This window comes from Curtobacterium uvaldense (assembly GCF_028307415.1).
GTDB lineage: Bacteria > Actinomycetota > Actinomycetes > Actinomycetales > Microbacteriaceae > Curtobacterium.
In genome coordinates, this window is record NZ_JAQMHU010000010.1 from 26475 (window position 1) to 45038 (window position 18564).

An 18564-nucleotide genomic window follows, 5' to 3' on the forward strand; every position below is an offset into this window, starting at 1 on the left:
ACCAGGATGGCATCGCACACGGGATCCCGTCGGCGCGGCGCGGCGCGGCAGGGCCAGGATGGGAGCATGCCGCCCTCCCGCCGACCCGACCTGGCGACCTTCCCGGTCGACCGTCTGCGCGACCGCATGTCGTCGTACATCTACGGCAACATCACCGTGCTCGCGGTCGCGATCGCGGTGGGGCCGGAGCAGATCGAGCACGGGGCAGCGGTGCTCACGGTGCTCGCGACGGCGGTGCTGACGTACCTGGCGCACGTGCTGTCCCACCTCGTGGCGCACACCATCGGCGACACCGGTGACGACGCCGAGCACCGGGAGACGATCGGGGCGATCCTGCGCGACGCGAACCCGATCGCGACCTCCGGCCTCATCCCCGCGGTGCTCTACGCCGTCGCGTGGGCGGACTGGCTGCCGGCGCAGTGGGCGCAGACCGCGGCGATCGTCATCCTCGTCGTCCGCATCGGGATGGTCGGGGTGTTCCTGCAGCGGTTCAGCGGACGGCGTCCGACGTTCCTCGGGCTCTGGGGTGGCATCGTGCTCGCCGCGGTGGCCTTCGTGATCGGCCTGGTGAAGGTGGTGGTGACGCATTGAGCGAGCAGACCGACGAGTCCCGTGCCGGACGACCGGTACGGTCCGGGTGGCGCTTCGTCCGCGACCTGGCGGTCATCGTGGTCGTCGCGCTGCTGGCGTCCTTCCTGGTGAAGGCCTACCTGGTGCGGGCGTTCTCGATCCCGTCCGGCTCGATGGAGCGCACGCTGCTGATCGGCGACAACGTGCTGGTGAACGAGCTCGTGCCGGGCGTCGCCCCGCTCCGCCGGGGCGACGTCGTGGTCTTCCGCGACCCGGGCGACTGGCTGACCAGCGAGCAGGGCGACGACCTCATCAAGCGGGTGATCGGGCTGCCGGGCGACCGGGTGTCGTGCTGCGACGCCGAGGGACGGCTGTCCGTGAACGGGCACGCGGTCGACGAGCCGTACGTGGTCCGGCCATCCGACGTGGACCGTGTCTCGGCGGAGGACTTCGACGTCACCGTGCCCGCGGGGCGGATCTGGGTGATGGGCGACAACCGGTACGAGTCGGCCGACTCGCGCATCCACGGGACGGTGCCGACGGCGGACGTCGTGGGACGGGCGTTCGTCGTGACCTGGCCGGTCACGCGGTGGAGCGTGCTCGGCCGGTACGGCGAGGAGTGGGACGCGGTGCCCGACCCGCGGTGAGGGACCCCGCGCAGCGCGGTGGACGGGCCTGCAGCCGGGTCGTCCGGACGCGGTGGTCGGTCAGCAGCCGGGCCGTCCGGTCGCGGTGGCCGGTCAGCAGCCGGGTCGTCCGGTCGCGGTGGTCGGTCAGCAGCCGGTCGTGCTGAGCGTGACCCGCGTGACGTCGTCGCCCGACACCGTCGTCCGGACGGAGCACAGGTCGCCGGCCCGCACCGTGACGTCGCCGAGCGGGACCCCGGCGAAGTCCGCGGTGCCTCCGGGGAACACCCGCTGGTGCTCGGACAGCTTGCCGGTCGCGGCGAAGACCTTCACCTCGTAGGGGCGATCCGCAGCGTTCGACGACACGGTCACCGAGATCTGCCCGGTCGAGTCGTGGGCGCCGCACCCCGTCAGTGAGAGCGCGGCGGCAGCGCCGAGGGCGAGCACGAGCGGAGCACGACGGATCACCGTGCCGAGGGTACGCGCGTCCGACGGAGGCGCGTGTCCGGCGGATCCGGTCGCGCGCTCCCGGGTCCACCGTTCTGGGGAGGGGCGCTCCCACGGCGGACCAGTAGCGTGGAGGGCATGCACCAGGGGACCTCACCGACCTCCGCCGGATCATCGCCCGACGCCGTCCGCCGCGCGGCCCTCGTCGCCGCGCTCGACGTCGTCGACGGCGGGCCCGAGGAACGCTTCGAGCGCATCACGCGGATCGCCCGCGAGGCGTTCGGTGTCTCGGGCTCCTTCCTCAACCTCGCCGGCACCGAGGTCCTCACCATCAAGTCGCAGCAGAGCGACGCCGTGTTCGGCCCGACCATCCCGCTCCGGGACACGTTCTGCGGCCGCACGCTCGACCAGGCCGGTCCGATCGTCGTACCGGATGCCAGCGCCGACGACCGGTACGCCGACATGCCGATGGTCGTCGAGGACCCCAACGTGCGCTTCTACGCCGGTGTGCCGCTCCGCGTCGGCGACGACCACGTCAAGGTCGGCACGCTCTGCCTGGTCGACCCGCAGCCCCGGACGCTGGAGCCCGACGACCTGGCGCTGCTCGAGGAGCTCGGCGTGTGGGCGGAGCGCGAGCTCGCGGCCGGCGCGGACGAGGACCGCCTCCGGAACGTCCTCGCCGGGCTGCAGCCCACGCCGGTCACGGTGCCGGGGTACCGCATCGGCGGCATGTCGGTCCCGCACGGGGTGGTCTCCGGCGACCTGCACGAGTGGCACCTCGCCGGTGACGCCCTGCACCTGACGGTCGCGGACGTGATGGGCAAGGGCATGTCCGCCGGGCTGCTGGCGGCGACGATCCGCGGAGCGCTCCTCGCGCGGCCGGACGAGGAGCCCGGGCGGGCGATCGCCGCCCTGGACGAGCAGGTTGCGCCGGACCTCGGCCGTGCCGAGTCGTTCGCCACCATGTTCCACGGCCGGCTCGATCCGACCAGCGGGCGGATGGACTTCGTCGACGCCGGGCACGGCCTCGTCCTGCAGATGCGTGCGGACGGCCGTGAACGGACGCTCCTGTCGAACGACCTGCCGATCGGCCTGCACCCGGCCGGGATCACCCGGTCGTCGGGGTCGCTCGTGCTCGAGCAGGGCGACGTCCTCGTGCTCGTCAGCGACGGTGCGCTCGAGCTCTGGGACTCGACGCTGCAGTCGCTGTCCCGGCTCGGGGCCCTGTGGCGCGAGGAACCCGAGATCGACGCGTTCCTGGGCCGGGTCCGCGCGCGTGCGCTCGAGCACGACCCCGGTGACGACCTGACGGTCGTCGTGCTCGTCCGCGACTGAGCCACGGCGACCGGCGACCGGCGACCGGCGGTCGTGGTCGTCGGTCGTCGGTCGTCGGGTGGTCGGACGGGATGCACGCGGCGGCCCCGCCACGCGCCTCCCGGCCGTCACCCGGTCACGTCGCGCTCCGCTGCGGACGACGCACCCTGCTGTGCGGGGTGCGACGTCCGTGCGAGGGCGCGACGTCCGTGCCGGGGCGCGATCCGTGATCGGCGGACGCGTGGCGGGACGCACCCGGCCGGGCCGCGACGCCGGCCCGGCGGTCAGGCGCCGAGGCGCTCGATGAGCTCCGCGTAACGGGCAGCCGTGCGGTCCACGATCTCCGGCGGCAGCACCGGCGGGGTGCCCTGGCGGTCCCAGTTCGCGCTGAGCCAGTCGCGCACGATCTGCTTGTCGAACGAGTCCGTGCGGCTGCCGGAGCGGGCGTCCCAGTAGCGGCTGGAGTCGCTGGTCAGGACCTCGTCCGCGATCCGGATCGTGCCGTCGGTGTCGCGGCCGAACTCGAACTTCGTGTCGGCGATCACGACGTCGTGCTCGAGGGCGATCGCCGCCGCCTCGCCGTAGACGCGCAGCGACAGGTCGCGGAGGGCCTCGGCGTCCTCGCGCCCGACGAGCTCGACGGTCTGCTCGAAGGAGATGTTCTCGTCGTGCTCGCCCTGCGGCGCCTTGTAGGCCGGGGTGTAGATCGGCTCGGGCAGGCGGTCGCCCTCGGACAGCCCCGCGGGCAGGGGGACACCGCACACGCTCTGCGTCTCGCGGTACTCCGCCCAACCGCTGCCGACCAGGTACCCCCGGACGACGCACTCGACCGGGAACATGGCGAGCGGCAGCACGTGCATGGACCTGGCGGCCACGGACTCCGGCACCGGGGTCCCGCCGGCACCGGGGTCGACCAGGTGGTTCGGGACGTCCGCGATGCGGTCGAACCAGAAGCGCGACAGCCGTGTCAGGAGCTCGCCCTTGCCGGGGATCGGGGGTTCGAGTGCGAAGTCGTAGGCGCTGACCCGGTCCGAGGCGACGAGCAGCAGCTCCGACGCGCTCGCGACGTCGTCGACGCCCGCGGGCACGTAGAGCTCGCGGACCTTGCCCGACGAGACGTGCCGCCAGCCGGGCAGCTCGGACACGGCCGTCACCGTGCGACCTTCGCGGCGATGTCGGTGCGGTACTGCGCCCCCTGGAGCGCGATGTCGCCGAGTCCGGCGTAGGCGCGCTCCCGGGCCTGTGCGAAGTCGGTGCCCGTCGCGACGACGCTCAGCACCCGGCCGCCGGTGGCGACGAGGTCGTCGTCGAGCACGGCGGTCGCGGCGTGCGCCACGGACACGCCCTCGCGCGCCTCGGCAGCGTCGATGCCGGTGATGACCCGACCGGTGTGCGGGTTCTCCGGGTAGCCCTCGCTCGCGAGCACCACCGTGACCGCGACGTCGGTGCTGAACGCCGCTTGCGGAGCCGACGCGAGCTGTCCGGTCGCGGCCGCCGTCAGCAGGGCGCTGAGCGGCGTGGTCAGGCGGGGGAGCACGACCTGGGTCTCCGGGTCGCCGAAGCGGGCGTTGAACTCGATGACGCGGACGCCCTGTTCGGTCACGATGAGCCCGCAGTAGAGCAGGCCGATGAACGGCGTCCCCTCGTGCTCGAGTCGACGGACGGTGGGGAGCGCCACGAGCTCGGTGACCTCGGCGACGAACGCCTGCTCGGACTCCCACCGCTCGGCGAGCCACGGGAGCGGGGAGTAGGCGCCCATGCCGCCGGTGTTCGGACCGGTGTCCCCGTCGCCCAGGCGCTTGTGGTCCTGTGCGGGGCTGAGCGCCCGGACGTCGTGCCCGTCGCTCAGGAAGAACAGCGAGACCTCTTCGCCGTCGAGGAACTCCTCGACCACCACGCGGCCGTGCTGCAGCCAGTACGTGGCGTGGTCGACGGCCGCCTGCCGGTCCTCGGTCACCAGGACGCCCTTGCCCGCGGCGAGCCCGTCGGCCTTGACCACGTACGGTGCCCCGAGCTCGTCGATCGCGGCCACTGCCTCGTCCACCGTGCCGGCGTACACGGGGCGTCCGGTCGGGACCCCGGCCTCGGCCATGATGCGCTTCGCGAAGGCCTTCGAGCCCTCGAGCTGGGCGGCCGCACGGCTCGGGCCGAACACCGGGATGCCCCGGGTCCGGAGCGGGTCGGCGACCCCGGCGATCAACGGCGCCTCGGGCCCGACGACCACGAGCTCCACACCGTTCTCGATCGCGTACTCGGCGATCAGCTCGCCGTTCGTGGGGTCGAGCGACACGGTCTCGACGTCGGCGGCGATGCCGGCGTTGCCGGGGGCCACCGTGATGACGTGTCCGGCCCGCTCTGCGAGGAGGGCCGTGATGATCGCGTGCTCGCGGGCACCGGAACCGAGGACGAGGATTCGCACGCGGCAAGCCTACCGAGCGCGACACGCCGTCCGCGATGCGACGGCTAGCCTGTGGACATGCCGCCGAAGAGGATCGAGGACGCCGCGGGACGCTCCGCGCTCGCCGCCGTGCGCGCGGGTTCGACCGTCCGGTCGGACGTCGCGACCGCGGTCCGGTGGACCCTGCAGCGCCTGGCCGACGACGTCCCCGGCAACAGCGTCGAGGTCCGCGTCCCGCCCTTCGCCGCGGTGCAGGCGGTCCCCGGTCCACGGCACACGCGGGGGACCCCGCCGAACGTGGTGGAGACCGACGCCACGACCTGGCTGGCCCTGGCGCTGGGCGAGCTGCGGTGGGACGAGGCCCTGGCGGCGTCGCGGGTCAGCGCGTCCGGCTCCCGGGCCGACCTGACGGCGTTCCTGCCGGTCCGTACCGCGGTCTGACGCCGGTCGCGCCGCTGCGGTCGCGCGGCCGGGTGACCCGGCAGCCGGGGCGCTCGGCCGGGTCGTACAGCCTGGCTCACCGACTTAGGTAGGTCCTACCGATGTGACCGACAGGACCACCCGCGTAACGTCGAAGTCGCCGGGATTCGGACCCGACCCGAACGGGTCCGAACCCGGCGACAGGGTTCAAGGTACGCGACATGCTGCCTTCGTTGTCAACCGGTACGGCGAGTCGTGCTGCAAACCGCAACGATCGCGGTCCCATCGGGGACCTTTCCTGACCCTGCGTCAGCTTCCGAGGCGGTTCAGGACGCCGCAGGACGACCATCAGGACGCAGACGCGTGGTCAGCGGGCGCCGAGCATCTCCACCAGCTCCGACCGCGCGTGCACGTCCCACTTCGCGAAGATCCGCGACATGTGCGCGTCGATCGTCCGCACGCTCAGGCTCAGCGTCTCCGCGATCCGCCGGTTGCTCAGGCCCTGCGCCGCGAGTTCCGCGACCTCGTACTCCCGGTTCGTCAGCGGTGGGCGGACCCGACCGGCCGACACGGCCATCCCGTGCGCGGCGAGGACCCCCTGCGCCGCCACGACCCGCGTCCGGTCGCCGGCGAGCTCGGCGTCCGCGTACTCGACGACCGCGCGGGCGAGGGGACCGTCGACGCGCGCTGCGGCTTCGCGCATGCGGGCGAGCGACGCGGTGGTGTCCCGCCCGGACGTCATGTCGTGCGTGTAGTGCTGCGTCACCGCGTACATCACGTGCAGCCACGACCCGTCACGGGTGCTGCGCTCGATGATCTCGTCCGCGTGTCGGAGTCCGGCCGGGTTGCCGAGCACCGTCTCGGTCCAGGCGATCGACACCGCCACCTGCTCGCCGGTGATCCGCATCGCGCGGCCCGGTGTGGTGCGGGCGCGCTCGAGTGCCGCGGCCGCGCGCTCGGTGTCGCCGGCGTACGCGTACGCCATGGCCAGTCGTGCCCAGGGGTAGGCAGCGAACCCGCCGTGGTCGGCCACGTCGTAGCGCTCGCACGCCGCCGAGAACGCGGCGATCGCGTCGTCCCACCGTCGCTGGCCGATCGCGTGGTTGCCCAGGCCGATGAGCTCGAGCGTGAAGTCGTACTTCAGGAACGGGCTCCCGCGTCGGACCGGGATCTCGGTGACCAGGTCGGCCATGTCCCCGCGCCAGACCTGCACCTGGTGCAGCACCGAGACGTTCTCGCCGACGCCCCACGGGGCAGCCTCGACGTGCTCGACGGCGGTGGCGATCGCCCGACGCGCGAACGCGGCGGCCTCCTCGAGCCGGCCCTCGGTCGCGAGTGCCATGGTGACGCACGGCGCGAGGCACAGGAGCGACACGGGCACGGTCGGCTGCTGGAGGATGCGCGACCGCTCGATCTCCGCCCGGACCTCGGCGAACCGACCGCCCCAACCCAGGTGGGCCAGTCGGAGCAGCCGGACGTGCTCGGCCGTCTCCGGACCGACGAGGGGTGCGAGGGCCTCGGAGAGCGCCACGGCGGCGTCGACGTCGTCGTCGTGGAACTGCCGGATGTTCGCCAGGGTCTCGCACGCCTCGACCACGACGGCGTCGTCGATCTCGCCGGCGCGCTTCCGGGCGAGGTCCCACGCGGCCTCCGCGTCGGCGCGACCGGCCTCACGACCCGTGCTGTACGAGTGCGCGATGGACCGCAGGCAGAGGGCGGTGACCCGCTCGGTGGCCGTGAGCGCGGTGCGCAGCGCGGCCGAGGCCAGGGCGACGGCGCTCTCGTGCTCCTGCAGCCGGACGGCGACCTGGGTGGCGTCGATGAGCTGGCCGACCGACGGCAGCACACCGCACTCGAGCGACCAGAGCGCAGCGCGGAGCCGGGCGGCCGGCGGCGCACCCTCCGGCCGGGCGGTCCGGAAGGCGTTGGCGCGCGCGAACAGTGCAGTGCGCCGCGCGACCGGCACGAGGCCACGGACGACCTCGCCCACGAGCGGGTGGGACGACCGGACGATGCTCGTGCCGTCCTCGGCGGAGTCGACCGCGACCAGGCCCAGCGCGACGACCCGGTCGACGTCGCCGCCGGACACCATGCCGAGCAGTCGGACGAGCGGGATCGGATCGGCCAGCGCGACGATGTCGACGACGTCACGGAGGTCCTCGGGCAGCGCGCCGAGCTCGGTGCGGTACATGTCCGCCAGGCTGTTCGACGCGGTGACCCGGCCGCGCCAGTACCAGCCCGTCGCGGTCTGGTCGAGTGCCCCGGACGTCAGTGCCGCGCGGACGACCTCACGCAGGTACAGCGGGTTGCCGGCGGTCGCCCGGTGCACGCGCTCGGTCGAGGCGGTCTCGAGCTGCGCGCCGAGTGCCTGCGCGACGACCTCGCCGGTCTCGTGCAGGTCGAGCGGGGCGAGGTCGATGCGCTCGAGCAGGTCGTCCTGCCACAGTGCGCGGAGCGGCTCCGACAGTGCGGTGAAGTCGCGGCACGTCAGCACGAGCCGCGCACCCTGGTCGCGGACGAGCCAGGCGACGTACCGAGCCGAGATGGCGTCGAGGTGGTCGGCGTCGTCGACGCGCAGCACGACGTCGCGGTCGGCCAGGTCGTCGGTCTCGCGCAGTCGGCGTGCGGCCGAGGCGTCGTCGACCAGGTCCGCCAGGGCCGCCGGCAGCTCACCGAAGCGGTCCGCCACGGCACCGAACGGCATCGAGCGACCGGCTTCGACCGCGGTGATCGGCACGACGACCGTGCGACCGGTGGGGTCACGGCGAGCGACTCGGTCGGTCACGCGGGCGGCGGTGGAGGTCTTGCCGAGCCCCGGTGCGCCGACGATCGCGACGCTCCAGCGGTGCTCGGCGACGACGGAGACCGCGCGGTCCTCCTCGCGACGCTGCACGATCGGCCACGGGATGCGTCCGGGCGTGCGGGGGCGGCGACGCCCACGGACGGACTGTTCGTGCACCCCGTCACCTCCCGTTCCTGGTCTTCCGCCTGCTCCCCCCGGCTCACGGATCCCGTTCCCGGGCTCCGACATCGTCCTCGACCGGGTGGTCGGTGTCCGACGGACTGCGTTCCGTGGATACCGACCGGTAGGGACATCATGCCCTGGATCGGTCGACGCGCAACAGGCCGACGGACGTCCCACAGTGGGGGACAATGGTCGGGTGAGCGACACCGACCGACCCGAAGACCGCCCGGCAGCGCCGGCCGCGACGCCGGCTCCGAGCGCCGTCAGCTCGGCGGACGAGGTCACCATCCGCCGCGCACCGAAGTTCGGCGTGTTCATCGTCGGCGGCGCGGTGCTCGGCTTCCTCGCGACCCTGCTGGTCGTGACGCTCACCATGGACATCGACCGCGGCGACCAGCAGGACGCCGACTTCGGCACGCTGGTCGGCTACTTCTCGCTGTGGGGTGTCACGATCGGCGCCTTCGTCGGAGCCGTCGTGGCGATCGTCCTCGACCGCGTGTTCGCCCGCCGCGCCGCCCGCCTGACGGCGGAGCGCGTCGAGGTCGAGCCGGCCGAGGAGACCGTCGACGGCGAGGTCGAGGAGCACGGTGACGCGGGCGGACCCGCGGGACGCACCGACCGCTGACGGTCTGCACCGCACGACGGACGGGAGGCTCCCCACCAGCTGGTGGGGAGCCTCCCGTCCGTTCCGTGGTCGCCGTGGCGACGCGACTCAGCTGAGCTGGTTCGCCTCCACCCACGACAGGTACTCCGGGCTCACCGTGCCGGTGACGTACTCACCGGTGAAGCAGCTCATCTCGAGGTCGGTGACGCCCGAGCCCTCGATGATCGCGTCACGCATGTCCGCGACCTCCTGGTAGATGAGGTGGTCGCTGCCGAGCACGCGGTTGATCTCCGGGATCTTCCGGTCGTGCGCGATCAGCTCGGCGCGGGTCGGCATGTTGATGCCGTACACGTGCGGGTACCGGACCGGGGGAGCGGCGCTCGTGAACGTGACCTCGTTCGCACCGGCGGCCCGTGCCATCTCGACGATCTCGCGGCTCGTGGTGCCGCGGACGATCGAGTCGTCGACGATCAGGATGTTCTTGCCCTTGAACTCGGACGACATCGCGTTGAGCTTCTGGCGCACCGAACGCTTGCGCTCCGCCTGCCCGGGCATGATGAACGTGCGGCCGACGTAGCGGTTCTTGAAGAAGCCCTCTCGGTAGTCGATGCCGAGCTTCTGCGCGACCTGCATGGCCGCGGGTCGGGACGAGTCCGGGATCGGCATGACCACGTCGATGTCCCCGGTCGGGGCGTACTGCGCGATCGTGTCGGCCAGGCGGTTGCCGAGACGGAGGCGGGCGTCGTACACCGAGATGCCGTTCATGACGGAGTCGGGACGCGCGAGGTAGACGTACTCGAACGAGCACGGCACCAGACGCGGGTCCTTCGCGCACTGGCGGGCGTGCATCTGGCCGTTCATCTCGATGAACACGGCCTCGCCCGGAGCGATGTCGCGGACGACCTCGTAGCCGCCGGACTCGAGCACGAGGGACTCGCTCGCGACGACCCACTCCGGCTGCCCGGCCTCGTCGAACTTGTGGCCGAGGATCAGCGGTCGGATGCCGTACGGGTCGCGGAACGCCAGCAGGCCGTGCCCGGCGATCGTGGCGATCGTGGCGTAGGAGCCCTCGACGCGCTCGTGCACGCGCTCGACCGCGTCGAACACCTGGCCGGCGTCGAGCTCGCTGCCGCGGACCTGGCCCTGGAGCTCGTGCGCCAGCACGTTGACCAACAGCTCGGTGTCGCTCGTCGTGTTGAGGTGACGGCGGTCGATGTCGAACAGCTCGCGGGTGAGCTCGCGGGTGTTCGTCAGGTTGCCGTTGTGCACGAGCACGATGCCGTAGGGCGCGTTCACGTAGAACGGCTGGGCCTCTTCCTCGTTGCTCGCGACGCCCTTCGTGGCGTACCGGACGTGTCCGAGCCCCATCGTGCCGAGCAGGGCACGCATGTCGCGGGTGCGGAATGCTTCACGGACGTGCCCACGCGTCTTGTGCATGTGGTGGACGCGACCCTCGACCGTGGCGATGCCCGTCGAGTCCTGGCCCCGGTGCTGCAGGAGCAGCAGGGCGTCGTAGATGGATTGGTTGACGGGCCCCTGCGCAACGAGGCCGACGATGCCGCACATTCGCGGAGTGCTCCAGACCGTAGGATCGGGTGGTACCGAACAAGTCTGCCATGCTCCGCGGAGGACCACGCATGCCGAACCCGTACGCTGCCGCCGGTGTCGACACCGCCGCCGGTGACCTGGCCGTCGAACTCATGAAGTCCGCCGTCTCGGCGACCCACAACCCATCGGTGCTCGGTGGTGTCGGCGGGTTCGCCGGGCTCTACGACGTCTCGTTCCTCAAGGACTACGAGCGTCCGCTGCTCGCGACCTCGACCGACGGCGTCGGCACCAAGGTCGCCATCGCGCAGGCGATCGACAAGCACGACACGATCGGCCAGGACCTCGTCGGCATGGTCGTCGACGACATCGTCGTGGTGGGCGCGAAGCCGCTCTTCATGACGGACTACATCGCCTGCGGCCGGGTCGTGCCGAACCGCATCGCCGACATCGTCGCCGGCATCGCCCGCGGCTGCTCGGCGACCGGGACCGCCCTGGTCGGCGGCGAGACGGCGGAGCACCCGGGGCTGCTCGGGCCGGACGACTACGACGTGGCGGGTGCCGCGACCGGCGTCGTCGAGGCCGGACGTCAGCTCGGCGCGCACCTCGTCGATGACGGCGACGTCGTCGTGGCGATCGAGTCCTCCGGGCTGCACTCGAACGGGTACTCGCTGGTCCGGCACATCCTGTCCGGCAAGGGCATCGGGTACACCGACCAGCTGCCGGAGTTCGGCGCGGGCGTCTCGGTGGGCGAAGCCCTGCTCGAGCCCACCCGGCTGTACACCGCGCCGCTGCTCGACCTGCTCGACGCCCGACCCGGCGTCGTCCACTCGCTGTCCCACGTCACCGGTGGTGGCATCGCCGCGAACCTGGCGCGGGTGCTGCCCGTCGGCACCTGGGTCGAGGTCGAGCGCTCGACGTGGACGCCCCCGACGGTGTTCCGGGTGCTCGCGGACATGGCGGGGACACCGGTGGAGGACACCGAGGGCACCTGGAACCTCGGCATCGGGATGTTCGCGGTCGTCGCGGCGTCCTCGGCATCGGCGGTGCTCGACGACCTGCGGGCCGTGGGGCTGCCCGCGTGGACGGTCGGCACGGTGTCGACCTCGGCGCGGAACCTGGACGGGTTCGAGCAGGGTGCCAAGGGCGTCGACGGGGGAGCGGTCCGACTCGTCGGTTCCTACGCGGGCTGAGGCGCACCGCCCCGACCTCGTCGGCCGCGCGGCGTCGTGCGGTCGCGCCGAGCTGACGGCGTCGTGCGGTCGCGCGGCGTCATCGTCTGCGCCGAGCTGACGGCGTCGGCGATGTTCCACCGGTACCGGAGCGGCCGTCCTGGTCGCACGACATGCCGCGTGCGATCGTTCGGGTCGCACGACATGCCGCTCATGTCGAAGGTGAGCGGCAAGTCGTGCGACCGAAGCTCGCCGCCGCGTGCGGTGGTGCGGCGAGGTCGACCCGCTCGGGCCGGCGTCGGCGATGTTCCACCGGTGCCGGCGCGGCCGTCCTGGTTGCACGACCTGCCGCGTGCGATCGTTCGGGTCGCGCGAACTGCCGCTCATGTCGAAGGTGAGTGGCAAGTCGTGCGACCAGGGCTCGAGCCCAGCGAGCTGGACGTGCCCGCCGACCGCCGCCGCCCGCGCACACGACGACGCCGCGCGACCCCGGAGGGTGCGCGGCGTCGACGGTCCGGGTCAGGCGGACTTGTCCTGGTCCTGCTGGGGCTCGAACTCGTCCTCGTCGTCGCCCGGTTCCTCACCGTACTGGTCAGCCCAGCGGTCGACGTAGGAGTTCTCGTCCGAGTGTTGCCCGGCGGAGAGCTCTCGCTCGAGCGCACCGTAGTTCGTGTCCGGACTGAAGTACTTCAGCTCCCGGGCGACCTTGGTGTGCTTTGCCTTCTGACGGCCGCGCCCCATGCGTGACCCCCTCGTGATCGGCTCTGGTCCGGTCCTGGCGGGTGCATGGTTGCCACCCGGGGAACCGAACGGTTCGTGGTTTGAAATCTGCCGATCACTCTACCATGTACCCCGTTCCCCACCTGCCCATCGGCGTCCCCCGTCGGCCGGTCGCAGAGGTGACCGGGGCTCACGCCGCGAGCGGCTCCGGCACGCCCCGCTTCCGCCGTGCCGAGCGCAGGACGAGGGCGTCGAGCGAGAACCGCCCGGGCCCGGTGAGGGCGATCGCGAGCGAGGCGACGGCGAGCACGAGCACGTACTCGAAGCCGCCGTCCTGGGCGAAGAAGCCCGCGGTCGCGTGGGCGAGCAGGCCCGCGACGACCATGTCGACCGCGAGCAGCAGTCCGACGACCCGAGTCGCGACGCCGACCACGAGCAGGATCCCGCCGACGAGCTCGAGGCCGGCGACGAGGGGTGCCGCGACCTCGGCGAGCGGGACGCCCATGCCCGAGAAGCCCTGCGCGACGCCGGGGATCCCCTGCGCGAACTTCTGGGCGCCGTGCGCGGTGAACACCACGCCGAGGACGATGCGGAGCGCGGTCAGGCCGATGGAGGTCGATGTCGTTCGCATGGCGACGACGCTATGCGGTGACGTGTCATCGACCCGAGGCCCTCGGGGGATTGTCCGCACTCGGCCAGGGGCCACCCAGACGTCGGTCCGCCGAATCGGGGACCGACGCTCAGGAACGACCGACGCCGGTCCACCACAGCGGGGACCGGCGTCGGGCGACAGGGTGTCGCGTCAGGAGTCCGCGCCGCGCCCGGTCTGCTGCTGCAGGCGGTCGATGTGCTCGGACGCCTCGGCCTTGCTGAGGTCCGCGGGGAGCTCCTCGCCGGCCTCGCGGGCGAGGGTGTCGAGGTAGCTGCGCTGCGGGCCGGTCATGGGCTCGTCGCCGGTCACCCACTGCTCCGGGTCCTTGCTCGCGGTCGTCGAGGGGTCGGGACGCTCGCCGCCCAGGGTCTCGCCCTGGTGCGACTCGTCGGGGGTCTGGTCTGCTGCGTCGGTCATGGCGCTGAACCTACGCGCGACGCCGGACACGACACGCAGCGAGGACGTCCCCCAGGGGACGTGCGCCGGCACGCGGACCGGGCTCCCGACCAGGCGGACGGCGGCGCTCAGACCGGCGTCGCCGTGTAGCGCACAAGGTCCGGTCCGACGCCGCTCGTCGCGATCGGCACCTCGTCGCCGCCCTGCTCGATCCAGATCGTCGCCGCCCGCTCGTCGATCCGGACGACCTCGTGCAACGACCCGTCGATGAGCACCGCCGCCCGCACGGACACCTGCCCGGTGGACGCCCGGGGCGGCAGCCCGACCACGTCGGCGTCGTACGCGGCGTACCGACCGGGGGAGAGGAACGGCGAGACCGGGGTGGTCACGACCTCGAGACCACCCTCGACGGCGCGCACGGCGACCAGGCGCACCGCCTGGTCGGTGGGCAGGGGGACGTCGACCACCGGGTCGTCGACCGGACCGGCCAGTGCACGGAAGGCGGGCCGACCGTCGGGGGCGAGCAGTCCCTCCAGGCCGTCGATCCGCACGCGACCGCGGCCACGCGAGTCGGCGTAGAGCCCCGGCTCGAGCCCGGAACGGCGTGCCTCGAGCCGCGTGACCACGACGCGGTCCGGTCGGTACCAGTCGCGGAGTGTGGCCGGATCGACCCAGCCGATACTGGCGACCCCGCGGGCGAGGTCGGCGCGGTCGTCGGCGGGGCGTTCGTCGAGGGCTCCGAGCGGGTGCTCACCGCGCACGGCGACGAGTCCGGCGTACGGTCCGGCCACCGGTGGTTCGTGGTCGAGCACCTCGACGCGCTTCGACACCTTGCCGCCGTGGCCGTCGAAGGTCGCGAAGGTGCGCAGGTCGGAGATCGTCATGTCGCCGACGATGCTACGACCGGCCGCCGTCACGGCGTGCAGGTGTGGCGACGAGGAGGTGCACCTCGCCCGTGCACTGGGTCGGGTCGACGCCCTCCGCGGGACCGGCGGGACGCGACGCCCGCCGCGGCTGCAGGCCGTCGCGCTGCACCGGCGACCCCACCGGCTGCAGGCTGTTCCGCTGGACGGACCGGAGCAGACGGTCCTCCTGCGCGTCGTGGTGGGACACGCCCTGCGGCGAGCGGCGGAGTGCCGGCCGGACCGGCTCACCGCGGCGTTCCTGCCCCGGCAGCGGACGGGAGCGCCGGCCGTAGAGCAGTTCCGACGAGTCGAGCAGCCACGGCACCAGGGCCACGGTCACCCCGTGCACCAGCAGGAGCTTCTTGCGGATCCGGCGCCCGCGGTGGTTGTGCAGCAGGGTCTCCCACCAGTGCCCGACGACGAAGACCGGCGTGTAGACGGTGACGACCTCGGACCCGTGCTCCGCCCGGTGCGCCTTGATGTACCGGATGAGCGGCATGGAGATGTCGCGGTAGGGACTCGGCACGACGGTGAGCGGGACCTCGATCCCGTGCTCGACCCACTGCTCCTGCAGCCGGCGGGCCTCGGCGTCGTCGATCGCGACGTGCACCGCCTCGAGTCCGGCGTGCTGTGCCGCGATGGCGTAGTCGATCGCCTTGAGCACCGGCTTCTGGAGTGTGTTGACGAGGACGATCGCGTGGTCGCCGGTCGCGCCGAACTGCGTGTCGACGTCCGCCTCGACCTCGTGCGAGACGTCGCGGTAGTAGCGGTTCACGCCGAGCATGAGGACGAACAGCACGGGCATGATCACGAACACGAGCCAGGCGCCGTGCGTGAACTTCGTGATGGTGACGACGACGAGCACGACGAAGGTGGAGGTCGCGCCGATCGCGTTGATCGTCAGCGAGCGCCACACCTGTCCGCGGTCGACGGGCTCGTCCGCGCTGCCGTCGCGGTCCGAGCGCAGCAGGCGCAGCCAGTGCCGGACCATGCCGGTCTGACCGAGCGTGAACGACACGAAGACGCCGATGATGTACAGCTGGATGAGACTCGTGACGTTCGCGCGGTAGACCACGAGCAGCGCGACCGCGACGAGCGCGAGCACGATGACGCCGTTCGAGTAGATGAGGCGGTCGCCGCGGGTCGACAGGGCCTTCGGCGCGTAGGAGTCCCGCGCCAGGATCGAGCCGAGCAGCGGGAAGCCGTTGAAGGCGGTGTTCGCGGCGAGGAGCAGGACCGCGGCCGTCGTCGCCTGGACGACGAAGAACAGCACGCTGCCGCCACCGAAGGTCGCGGCGGCGATCTGCGCGATGAGCGAGCGCTGCGGTGTGGTCGCGCACGCGGTGAAGCCCTGCAGGTCGCACGCGCGCTCGGCGTAGTGCACGTGCGAGACGAGCGCGAGCGTGATGAGCCCGACGAACAGCACGATCGCGATCGAGCCCATGAGCACCAGCGTCGTCTGGGCGTTGCGGATCTTCGGGCGACGGAAGGCCTGCACGCCGTTCGCGATCGCCTCGACACCGGTCAGGGCCGAGCAGCCGGACGCGAACGCGCGCAGGAGCAGCAGCACGAAGGCCGCCTGCGTCGTGTGCTCGACGTTGTCGATCGTGTACGCGGCGGACTCGGCGACGGGGGCGTTGCCGAGGGCGGTGCGGACCAGGCCGGTGACGACCATGACGAACACCGAGCCGACGAACAGGTAGGTCGGCACCGCGAACGCCTTGCTCGACTCGCGGACGCCGCGCAGGTTCACCCCGGCGAGCAGCACGACGAAGGCGACCGCGAGCTCGACACGGAACGGGTCGAGTCCCGGCAGGGCCGAGATGATGTTGTCCACGCCCGAGGCCACCGACACGGCGACCGTCATGACGTAGTCGACGAGCAGCGCGCTCGCCACGACGAGGCCGGCCTTCTCGCCGAGGTTCCGGTGGGCGACCTCGTAGTCGCCACCGCCGGACGGGTAGGCCTTGACGAGCTGCCGGTAGGACGCGACGACCACGACGAGCAGCAGCACCACCACGGCCGCGACCCACGGGGCGAAGGTCAGGAACGCCATCCCGCCGAGCAGCAGGATCATGAGGAGCTCCTGCGGGGCGTACGCCACGCTCGACAGCGGGTCGCTCGCGAAGATCGGCAGCGCCAGGTGCTTCGGGAGGAGCTGTCCCTCGAGCTTCTCGGAGGGCAGGGGATCGCCGATCAGTCGCGCCTTGAGCGACCGGATCTCGTTCGTCACGAGCGGCAAACCTACTCAGTTGCGCGCCCGAGTCAACACTGTGGGAACGGACAGGCGGCGACGGCCGTGCGCCGGACGCACGCCGACGGGCAGCGGACGGGAGGCGCGGCTCGCCACCACCCGTCCGCCGGCGGCCGTCAGACGGAGCGGCGCAGGGCCTCCAGGCCGTCCCGCAGGCGCGTCACCGTGTCCTCGGTGAGCGTCCCGCGCGTCGCGCGGCGACGCAGGTCCGCCCGGACCTGCTGCCGGAACGCGGCGATCGCCATCTCGACCTCGCGCAGGGCGCGGGCGCCCTCCGTCGGGACGTCGACGGGCTCGTCGGCGGTCTGACCGCGCGGGGCCTGGGCGCTCGCGGCGAGGTCCGCTCGGAGCGAGCGCATGGCCTCGCCGACCGAGGCGCGGACGCCGTCGGCCAGGGACCGCACCGAGTCGGCGACCCCGGACTCGACCGCGGCGAGCTCCTCGGCGCGGGCGTCGAGCTCGGCACGGCCGGCGTCGGTGATCGCGTACACGGTCTTGCGGCCGTCGACGGTCTTGGTGACGAGCCCCTCGGACTCGAGCTTGGCGAGCCGCGGGTACACGGTGCCGGCGCTCGGGACGTACGCGCCGCCGAAGCGCTCGCCGAGGGCCTGGATGAGCTCGTAGCCGTGCATGGGGCGGTCGTCGAGCATGGCGAGCAGTGACAGGCGCAGGTGACCGTGCGCGAAGACGGGGCTCATTCGGACGCCTCCGCGCCGGTCGGGGCGTCCGTCGGGGCGGCCGGGGCGGGCGGGGCGTGCAGGACCGCGACGTCGCCCGAGACCGAGTTGACCTTGAGGTCGAGCCACTGCCCGCTCAGCTCGCCGCCCTGCTTGACGTACGAGCCGCGGACGCCGCGGATCTCGGAGTCGTCGAACTGCAGCTTGCCGGACGCGGTGCTGACGGTGCAGCGGTAGGGGACGCCGTCCTCGAGCCGGACGCTCACCGAACCGGACACGGTGTTGATGCGTGCGGCGTCCGGGGTGCCCTGCAGGTCGAGCACCACGTCGGCGTTCACCCCGTCGGCCGTGAGGCGCGGGATCGCGCCCGTCGCCACGACGTCGCCCGACACGGTGCGGACCGTCAGTGCGCCGTCGAGGTCGCGGACCGTGGTCGCCCCGGAGACGGCGTGCACGGCGAGGTCGCCCGCGAGCCCGTCGACGACGACGTCGCCCGAGACGGTGTTCACCGAGGCGCCGCGGTTCGTGCCGGAGAGCAGCGCCCCCGCGGAGACGACGCCGACCGTGACCCGTGCGTCGCGGGGGACCAGCACGCTGACGTCGGCGGTGGCGCGACCGCGGAACGACCTGAGGAAGCCGAGCGGGTCGTCCCACCGGACCTGCGGGTGGTCGATGGTGAGCGTGTCGCCGTCCAGCTCGATCTTGAGCGGCTTGCCGGACACGCCGTGCACCTCCACCCGGGCGGTCGGTTCGTCGTGGGCCACGACGTCGACCTGCCCACCGGCGAGCCCGACGCGCAGGGCGCGGACGATGCCGGTGTCGATCACCTTGGGCTCCTCGACGAGCCACTTCTCCTGGGCCATGTTGCCTCCTCGAACTCGCGATGTATCGCGTGTGTG

The 18564-nt window shown here is 72.5% G+C and carries 18 protein-coding genes; 6 read left to right on the top strand and 12 right to left on the bottom strand.

The window, feature by feature from the left end; all coding sequences use genetic code 11:
* Nucleotides 1-66: 66 nt before the first annotated feature.
* Together PIJ49_RS07730 and lepB are read left to right on the top strand one after the other, a co-directional pair.
* On the top strand, nt 67-591 hold the full coding sequence (locus tag PIJ49_RS07730) for a hypothetical protein (protein ID WP_209684029.1): 525 nt from the start codon (nt 67-69) through the stop codon (nt 589-591).
* Complete coding sequence (gene lepB, locus PIJ49_RS07735; protein ID WP_245171601.1) at nt 588-1217, top strand: signal peptidase I; 630 nt, start codon at nt 588-590, stop codon at nt 1215-1217. Before PIJ49_RS07730 ends, lepB begins: the two co-directional genes overlap by 4 nt.
* Before the next feature lie 126 nt (nt 1218-1343).
* Here the strand turns inward: lepB and PIJ49_RS07740 are convergent, their stop codons facing one another.
* Nucleotides 1344-1664 carry a hypothetical protein gene (locus tag PIJ49_RS07740; protein WP_144411227.1) on the bottom strand — a complete coding sequence of 107 codons (321 nt, stop codon included), beginning with the start codon at nt 1662-1664 and terminating at the stop codon, nt 1344-1346.
* A gap of 117 nt (nt 1665-1781) precedes the next feature.
* Here PIJ49_RS07740 and PIJ49_RS07745 point away from each other — a divergent pair, with 117 nt between their 5' ends.
* Nucleotides 1782-2978, top strand: a complete 1197-nt coding sequence (locus PIJ49_RS07745) for a PP2C family protein-serine/threonine phosphatase (protein WP_271826249.1) — start codon at nt 1782-1784, stop codon at nt 2976-2978.
* A gap of 263 nt (nt 2979-3241) precedes the next feature.
* Here the strand turns inward: PIJ49_RS07745 and PIJ49_RS07750 are convergent, their stop codons facing one another.
* Together PIJ49_RS07750 and purD are read right to left on the bottom strand one after the other, a co-directional pair.
* On the bottom strand, nt 3242-4102 hold the full coding sequence (locus tag PIJ49_RS07750; RefSeq protein WP_271826250.1) for a phosphoribosylaminoimidazolesuccinocarboxamide synthase: 861 nt from the start codon (nt 4100-4102) through the stop codon (nt 3242-3244).
* 5 nt (nt 4103-4107) lie between these two features.
* A complete protein-coding gene (gene purD / locus PIJ49_RS07755) occupies nt 4108-5376 on the bottom strand; it encodes a phosphoribosylamine--glycine ligase (RefSeq protein WP_271826251.1) in 1269 nt (422 codons plus the stop codon).
* A gap of 57 nt (nt 5377-5433) precedes the next feature.
* Between purD and PIJ49_RS07760 the strand changes: the two genes are divergently transcribed.
* A complete protein-coding gene (locus tag PIJ49_RS07760; protein WP_066657743.1) occupies nt 5434-5796 on the top strand; it encodes a sterol carrier family protein in 363 nt (120 codons plus the stop codon).
* A gap of 346 nt (nt 5797-6142) precedes the next feature.
* Here the strand turns inward: PIJ49_RS07760 and PIJ49_RS07765 are convergent, their stop codons facing one another.
* The gene (locus PIJ49_RS07765) at nt 6143-8734 is read right to left on the bottom strand and encodes a helix-turn-helix transcriptional regulator (RefSeq protein ID WP_066652152.1); all 2592 of its coding nucleotides are present in this window, start codon (nt 8732-8734) and stop codon (nt 6143-6145) included.
* Between the two features lie 202 nt (nt 8735-8936).
* Between PIJ49_RS07765 and PIJ49_RS07770 the strand changes: the two genes are divergently transcribed.
* Nucleotides 8937-9365: a hypothetical protein gene (locus tag PIJ49_RS07770; protein WP_209684023.1), complete on the top strand. Its 429-nt coding sequence runs from the start codon at nt 8937-8939 to the stop codon at nt 9363-9365.
* Between the two features lie 87 nt (nt 9366-9452).
* On the opposite strand, the gene purF is transcribed toward PIJ49_RS07770, so the two are convergent.
* The gene (purF, locus tag PIJ49_RS07775) at nt 9453-10910 is read right to left on the bottom strand and encodes an amidophosphoribosyltransferase (RefSeq protein ID WP_271826252.1); all 1458 of its coding nucleotides are present in this window, start codon (nt 10908-10910) and stop codon (nt 9453-9455) included.
* Between the two features lie 71 nt (nt 10911-10981).
* On the opposite strand from purF, the gene purM reads away from it, so the two are divergent.
* Nucleotides 10982-12082 (top strand): phosphoribosylformylglycinamidine cyclo-ligase, encoded by a 1101-nt coding sequence (gene purM / locus PIJ49_RS07780; protein WP_271826253.1) that lies wholly within the window; start codon nt 10982-10984, stop codon nt 12080-12082.
* Nucleotides 12083-12580: 498 nt separating this feature from the next.
* Here the strand turns inward: purM and PIJ49_RS07785 are convergent, their stop codons facing one another.
* The 7 genes from PIJ49_RS07785 to PIJ49_RS07815 all read right to left on the bottom strand — a co-directional run bounded on the left by PIJ49_RS07785 (nt 12581) and on the right by PIJ49_RS07815 (nt 18528).
* The gene (locus PIJ49_RS07785) at nt 12581-12802 is read right to left on the bottom strand and encodes a DUF3073 domain-containing protein (RefSeq protein ID WP_066652157.1); all 222 of its coding nucleotides are present in this window, start codon (nt 12800-12802) and stop codon (nt 12581-12583) included.
* A 169-nt stretch (nt 12803-12971) separates the two neighbouring features.
* Entirely contained in the window at nt 12972-13412 is a 441-nt protein-coding gene (locus tag PIJ49_RS07790) for a DoxX family protein (protein WP_066652159.1), read from the bottom strand.
* A 171-nt stretch (nt 13413-13583) separates the two neighbouring features.
* A complete protein-coding gene (locus PIJ49_RS07795) occupies nt 13584-13850 on the bottom strand; it encodes a DUF3072 domain-containing protein (protein WP_066652161.1) in 267 nt (88 codons plus the stop codon).
* Between the two features lie 107 nt (nt 13851-13957).
* Nucleotides 13958-14713: a hypothetical protein gene (locus tag PIJ49_RS07800; RefSeq protein ID WP_271826254.1), complete on the bottom strand. Its 756-nt coding sequence runs from the start codon at nt 14711-14713 to the stop codon at nt 13958-13960.
* 13 nt (nt 14714-14726) lie between these two features.
* Complete coding sequence (locus PIJ49_RS07805) at nt 14727-16976, bottom strand: APC family permease (RefSeq protein WP_271826255.1); 2250 nt, start codon at nt 16974-16976, stop codon at nt 14727-14729.
* Between the two features lie 128 nt (nt 16977-17104).
* Complete coding sequence (locus tag PIJ49_RS07810) at nt 17105-17686, bottom strand: PadR family transcriptional regulator (protein WP_271826256.1); 582 nt, start codon at nt 17684-17686, stop codon at nt 17105-17107.
* A complete protein-coding gene (locus PIJ49_RS07815; protein WP_066652169.1) occupies nt 17683-18528 on the bottom strand; it encodes a DUF4097 family beta strand repeat-containing protein in 846 nt (281 codons plus the stop codon). The genes PIJ49_RS07810 and PIJ49_RS07815 overlap by 4 nt, the downstream gene beginning before the upstream one ends.
* Nucleotides 18529-18564: the final 36 nt, after the last annotated feature.

Coding starts and splice junctions, on each gene's coding strand:
- PIJ49_RS07730 (WP_209684029.1), top strand. CDS start 67: ATGCCGCCCTCCCGCCGACCCGACCTGGCGACCTTCCCGGTCGACCGT.
- PIJ49_RS07745 (WP_271826249.1), top strand. CDS start 1,782: ATGCACCAGGGGACCTCACCGACCTCCGCCGGATCATCGCCCGACGCC.
- PIJ49_RS07760 (WP_066657743.1), top strand. CDS start 5,434: ATGCCGCCGAAGAGGATCGAGGACGCCGCGGGACGCTCCGCGCTCGCC.
- purF (WP_271826252.1), bottom strand. CDS start 10,910: ATGTGCGGCATCGTCGGCCTCGTTGCGCAGGGGCCCGTCAACCAATCC.
- purM (WP_271826253.1), top strand. CDS start 10,982: ATGCCGAACCCGTACGCTGCCGCCGGTGTCGACACCGCCGCCGGTGAC.
- PIJ49_RS07785 (WP_066652157.1), bottom strand. CDS start 12,802: ATGGGGCGCGGCCGTCAGAAGGCAAAGCACACCAAGGTCGCCCGGGAG.
- PIJ49_RS07790 (WP_066652159.1), bottom strand. CDS start 13,412: ATGCGAACGACATCGACCTCCATCGGCCTGACCGCGCTCCGCATCGTC.
- PIJ49_RS07795 (WP_066652161.1), bottom strand. CDS start 13,850: ATGACCGACGCAGCAGACCAGACCCCCGACGAGTCGCACCAGGGCGAG.
- PIJ49_RS07800 (WP_271826254.1), bottom strand. CDS start 14,713: ATGACGATCTCCGACCTGCGCACCTTCGCGACCTTCGACGGCCACGGC.
- PIJ49_RS07810 (WP_271826256.1), bottom strand. CDS start 17,686: ATGAGCCCCGTCTTCGCGCACGGTCACCTGCGCCTGTCACTGCTCGCC.
- PIJ49_RS07815 (WP_066652169.1), bottom strand. CDS start 18,528: ATGGCCCAGGAGAAGTGGCTCGTCGAGGAGCCCAAGGTGATCGACACC.